The 4,867-nt window shown below is 72.6% G+C and carries 6 protein-coding genes; 3 read left to right on the plus strand and 3 right to left on the minus strand.

Annotated features, from left to right (window positions below):
- Positions 1–85: 85 nt before the first annotated feature.
- Both ACFV6I_RS03925 and ACFV6I_RS03930 read right to left on the minus strand, forming a co-directional pair.
- A complete protein-coding gene (locus ACFV6I_RS03925; RefSeq protein ID WP_380346215.1) occupies positions 86–583 on the minus strand; it encodes a hypothetical protein in 498 nt (165 codons plus the stop codon).
- A gap of 133 nt (positions 584–716) precedes the next feature.
- A complete protein-coding gene (locus tag ACFV6I_RS03930; protein WP_380423493.1) occupies positions 717–1,460 on the minus strand; it encodes an SDR family oxidoreductase in 744 nt (247 codons plus the stop codon).
- Between the two features lie 98 nt (positions 1,461–1,558).
- On the opposite strand from ACFV6I_RS03930, the gene ACFV6I_RS03935 reads away from it, so the two are divergent.
- Both ACFV6I_RS03935 and ACFV6I_RS03940 read left to right on the plus strand, forming a co-directional pair.
- A complete protein-coding gene (locus ACFV6I_RS03935; protein WP_380423494.1) occupies positions 1,559–2,140 on the plus strand; it encodes a TetR/AcrR family transcriptional regulator in 582 nt (193 codons plus the stop codon).
- A gap of 290 nt (positions 2,141–2,430) precedes the next feature.
- The gene (locus ACFV6I_RS03940; RefSeq protein WP_380381027.1) at positions 2,431–2,805 is read left to right on the plus strand and encodes a hypothetical protein; all 375 of its coding nucleotides are present in this window, start codon (positions 2,431–2,433) and stop codon (positions 2,803–2,805) included.
- Between the two features lie 93 nt (positions 2,806–2,898).
- Here the strand turns inward: ACFV6I_RS03940 and ACFV6I_RS03945 are convergent, their stop codons facing one another.
- Complete coding sequence (locus tag ACFV6I_RS03945; RefSeq protein ID WP_380423495.1) at positions 2,899–3,492, minus strand: TetR/AcrR family transcriptional regulator; 594 nt, start codon at positions 3,490–3,492, stop codon at positions 2,899–2,901.
- A 164-nt stretch (positions 3,493–3,656) separates the two neighbouring features.
- On the opposite strand from ACFV6I_RS03945, the gene ACFV6I_RS03950 reads away from it, so the two are divergent.
- On the plus strand, positions 3,657–4,676 hold the full coding sequence (locus ACFV6I_RS03950) for a hypothetical protein (protein ID WP_380423496.1): 1,020 nt from the start codon (positions 3,657–3,659) through the stop codon (positions 4,674–4,676).
- The last annotated feature ends 191 nt before the right edge of the window (positions 4,677–4,867 follow it).

Raw genomic sequence — 4,867 nt, forward strand, 5'->3', positions numbered from 1 at the left:
CAGCGTCAGATATGTATCAGAGACAGGCGGTCGGGGGTGTTCCTCAAGGACCGCCAGGAGGCGAAGTGGTGACGGCGGCCGCGGCTCAGGTGTCGTAGCAGCCGTCCCACGGGGCGTGGAAGCCGAGGCCGTCGGGGTAGAGCTCGGCCCAGACCCCGCCCTCGCCGTCCTCGCCCTCTTCTTCCTCCTCCTCGTCCTCCTCGTCCGTCTCGATGACCAGCCCGAACAGCGCCCCCTCGACCCGGACGGCGAACGGCGCGATGGCGACGTCCCCGTACGCGCGGCCGGGGAGGGCGTCGAGCCAGTCGGCGAGGAGTGCGCGGGCGGCCTCGACGGCCGCCTTCTCGCCGTCCGCCGTCGTGCCGGTCGAGCGGATGCGCGAGTCGAGGTGCCGGCCGGCGTCGTCGAAGCGGTGGAGCACCGCGAACCAGCGCTTCTGCGCCTGCCAGTTCTCGACGTCGGCCCCGACCTCCGGGAAGGCCGCCGTGACGGAGGCGAGGAACTGGCCGCCCTCGCACCGGCCGATGGTGCGGGTGCGGTAGTCGGGCTCGTACCGGATGGGGATCAGGTCGGGAACGCTCATGACCGAACCGTACGGCTGAGCTGTGACAACGCCCGGCCCGGAGACGGCTCCGGACCGGGCGCGACTGCGGGCCGGGCGCGACTGCGGGCCGGATACGGCTGCGGGCCACGGGCCCGGTCGGCCGACGGTTCGTTCAGCGCCCGGTGGGCAGGTTGGCCCCGCCCGTGCAGTCGAACACCACGCCCGTCACGAAGGTGTTGGCGGCCAGCAGGTGGATGGCCTGCGCGATGTCCTCGGCCCGGCCGACGCGGCCGACCGGGGTGGTGGCGGCGAGGCCGTCGAACAGCGCCGTCCGCTGCTCGGCCGGGACGCGGTCCCACCACGGGGTGTCGATGACGCCGGGCGAGACGGCGTTGATCCGCAGCGGGGCGAGTTCGACGGCCAGCGGCGGGACCATCGCCTCCAGCGCGCCGTTGATGGCGGCGAGTCCGGCGGTGCCGGGGATCGCGGCGCGGGCGGAGGCGGCGGTGATCAGCGTGACGGATCCGTCCGACCGCAGGTGCGGCAGCGCCGCCTGGAGGACGCGGACCTGCGGCCAGAACTTGGCGTCGAACCCGGTGGCGAGCTCGGCCAGGTCGAGCTGGGCGAACGGGCCGCTGCCGGCCGCGCCGCTGACCGCGACGACCAGGTGGTCGACGGTGCCGGACCGGGCGAAGAAGGCCGCGACGGCCTCGGGGTCGGCCGCGTCCAGCTGGTGGCCGACGGTCTTGCCGCCGATCCGGGCGACGGCGGCGTCCAGCCGGTCCCGGCCGCGGCCGGTGATCACGACCTCGGCGCCGTCCGCGGCGAAGGCGGTGGCCGCGGCCTCGCCGATGCCCGAGCTGCCGCCCATCACGACGACGCGCTGTCCGGTGAAGAGGTTTGGCGTGGTGCCCATGGTGGCGTGCCCTTCATCTTGTCGAGACCGCTAGTTCCGTCAATAATGTTATCGAGACTGCTAGTCTTGTCAAGCGGGGGAAGAGGAAAGGGAACACGATGACCGAAGCCCGCCCGCACACCGGACGCCGCCGCAACGAAGCCGCCCACCAGGCGATCCTCGACGCGGCCCTGCACCTGCTCGCCGAGTCCGACGGCACCCCCGTCACCATCGACGCCATCGCCCGCACCGCCGGCGTCGGCAAGCAGACCGTCTACCGCTGGTGGCCCTCCAAGGGCGCCGTCCTGCTCGACGCCCTCACCGACCGTGCCGACCAGGACGCCCCCGGCCCCGACACCGGCACCCTGCGCACCGACCTCCGCGCCTTCATCGCCACCACCTTCGACGGCTCCCAGCGCGACACCACCGCCCCCGCCCTGCGCACCCTCGTCCGCGAAGCCGCCCGCGACCCCCACCTCGCCGACCTCATGCAGACCTTCACCGCCACCCGCCGCACCGCCCTGCGCGACCTCCTCGCCCGCGGCCGCGAACGCGGCGAACTCGCCGACGACACCGACCTCGACCTGATCGTCGACCAGGTCTACGGCGTCTTCTGGTACCGCTTCCTCCTCGGCCACGCCCCCCTCGACGCCACCGTCGCCGACCGGCTCACCAACTCCCTGGTCGCCGGGAACAGTTAGGACCCGTCCGGCGGATCCTGCCCGGCGCCCACGCCGGTTGATCATCCGATCCGCCTTCGGTACCGTCCCGCGGGGCCCTCCCTGCGGGACGGCACCCGTCCGGGGAGGGGAGATTCATGCAAGGGCTAGACGCAGCAAGGCCGTTCACATCCCGGCCGGCGCGACGCGCGGCCGCACTGGCTGCGGCCGCGACCGCCGCCGTCGCCCTGGTGGCCGGCTGCGCGGCCGGGGACCCGGATCCGGACCCGAGGGCGTACCCGGGCAGCCCGAAGGGGCAGACCCTCGAAAAAGTGACGAAGGCGTTCGGGCTGGACCTGCCCGCGTGCGACCTTCAGGACGTCGGGTTCCACGGATCCGCGAAGTACCCCGGAGAGGCCCTGAACCTGAGCTTCCGGGCCCCGAAGGACTGCGTGGACCGCTTCCTCGCCGACCACTCGGTGGACCTGGCCCGCCCCGTCCACTGGAGCCCCGGACAGGGGGCCGGGACGGGCTTCGACTCCGACACCGAGACCCGGACCTTCGGCTGGTCCTTCGACAAGAACGTGACCTACGACCTCTTCGTCGACTTCACGACCTCCACCGGAAGCCGCTTCAGCGCGCTGGCCGACCCCGGACAGACCGAGCGGACGGTGTACCTGGAGGCGCGCCACCTCGGCGGTTCCTGACCCCGGAGGCCCGCGCCGCCCTCAGCCCGACCTCAGCCCGACCTCAGCCCGTCCGCCGAGCCCCGCCGGGCGCCACTCCGGGGCCGTGCCCGTTCAGACGTCCGCCGGCCCGCGGCGTCGGATCAGCGGCAGGTAGACCTCGTCCACGATCTCGACCAGGACGTCGTCGGGCGCGGTCGGCACGCCCCGCACCACGAACTCGTTGCGCAGCAGCACCACCGCCACCGTGGCCACCCTGGGGTGGAGCGCCCCTGGGGCCGCTTCACCACGGGCGACCGCGCGCCCCAGGATGGTGAGCCAGGGTGTGGCCGCGGCCTCGCCGGACTGGTCCTGGAGCTGCGCCAGGAACTCCGCCGCGCCACCGGCGGCGGCCAGGAGTTCGCGCAGGATCGCGCCGAGCGGGGAGCTCCAGTGCCGGTTCGCCTGGCGGAGCAACTCCAGGGCGTCCCCGCGTAGTTCACCGGTGTCGGGGGGCACGGCGGCGGTGGCCAGCTGCTTGTAGGCGGCGATACCGAGGGCCAGGCGGTTGGGCCAGCGGCGGTAGAGGGCGTTCTTGTTGGTGCCGGCGCGGGCGGCCACCTTGTCCATGGTCAGCCCGGCGAATCCGGACTCGGTGAGCTCCGCCACCGCCGCCTGGAGGATCGCCTCCTCCAGCGCCGCCCCGCGCCGCCGTGTCTGCCCGGCCATGGCCCTCGTCCCGTCCGATCCCGTCGCCGGTACCGCCGTCGATACCCCCGTCGATACCGCTCCCTACCCTCCCATCCTTCTTGTCTTCTCCGACCCGCGCCAACTAGGGTACTGGCCGTACCGTATTTGCCGCTCCCCGCCCACCCCCAGGAAGGCAGGACATCGTGCGCGCCAAAGGCATCAGCTACGACACCGGATTCGTCAGGAACGGGTCGTACTCCCGCAGCCGGTTCGACCCGAAGGAGGTCGAACGCGAACTGCGCATCATCCGCGACGACCTGCACTGCAACGCGGTCCGCATCATGGGCGGTGACCCCGACCGGATCGAACTCGCCGCCGGCCTCGCCGCCGACCTCGGACTGGAGGTCTGGTACTCCCCGTACCCGCTGGAACTCACCGCCGACGAGCTGCTGGCCCTGTTCGCCGACTGCGCCGAGCGCGCGGAACGGCTGCGGCGGCGCGGGGCCGAGGTGGTGTTCGTCACCGGAGCCGAACTCAGCCTGATGAACCCGGGATTCCTGCCCGGCGACACCACGGACGACCGCATCGCCCTGCTCAGCCGACCCGAGCTCGTCCGCGAACACCTCGGACCGGTCAGCGGCCGGGTCAACGCGTTCCTCGACCAGGCCGTGGCCACCGTCCGCGGACACTTCGGCGGACGCGTCACCTACGCCGCCGTACCGCTGGAGCGCGTCGACTGGACGCCCTTCGACCTCATCTCCCTCGACCTCTACCGCTCCGCAGAGACCGCCGACCGGTTCGCCGACGGCGTCCACGAGCTGGCCGCGCAGGGAAAGCCCGTCGCCATCACCGAGTTCGGCTCCGCCGGCTACCGCGGCGCGGGCGACCGGGGCGCGCTCGGCCTGGACATCGTCGAGTACGACGCCGAGGGCCCCGTCCGACTGAAGGCCGCGTACGAGCGCGACGAGGCCGGCCAGGCCGCCTACCTGCGCGAACTGCTGGAGGCCTTCGACGCCGGCGGCATCGACGCCACCTTCGTCTTCACCTTCGCCCTGTACGACCACGTACACCGCCCCGACGCCGACCCCCGCGACGACCTCGACCTCGCCAGCTACGGCATCGTCAAGGTCTACGAGGACCGCCCCGGCACCACCTACCCCGACCTCCCCTGGGACCCCAAGGCCGCCTTCACCACCCTCGCCACCTACCACCACACCCACTGACCAGGCACCGCCCGGCGCCGCCTCGGAAAAATATGCAGACCGGTCTACTGATTCACACCCTTGCGCACCCACCACCCACCTCGCGCAGGAAGTCGGCCGCGGGCGCCGCCGCCCGCCCCCCACCCACCACACCCCCGCCCAAAACAAAAAGCTGAGAGACATAAGACGGCGGCAGACACTCCAGCACCACC

It is taken from the genome of Kitasatospora sp. NPDC059803 (assembly GCF_042732255.1).
GTDB lineage: Bacteria > Actinomycetota > Actinomycetes > Streptomycetales > Streptomycetaceae > Kitasatospora.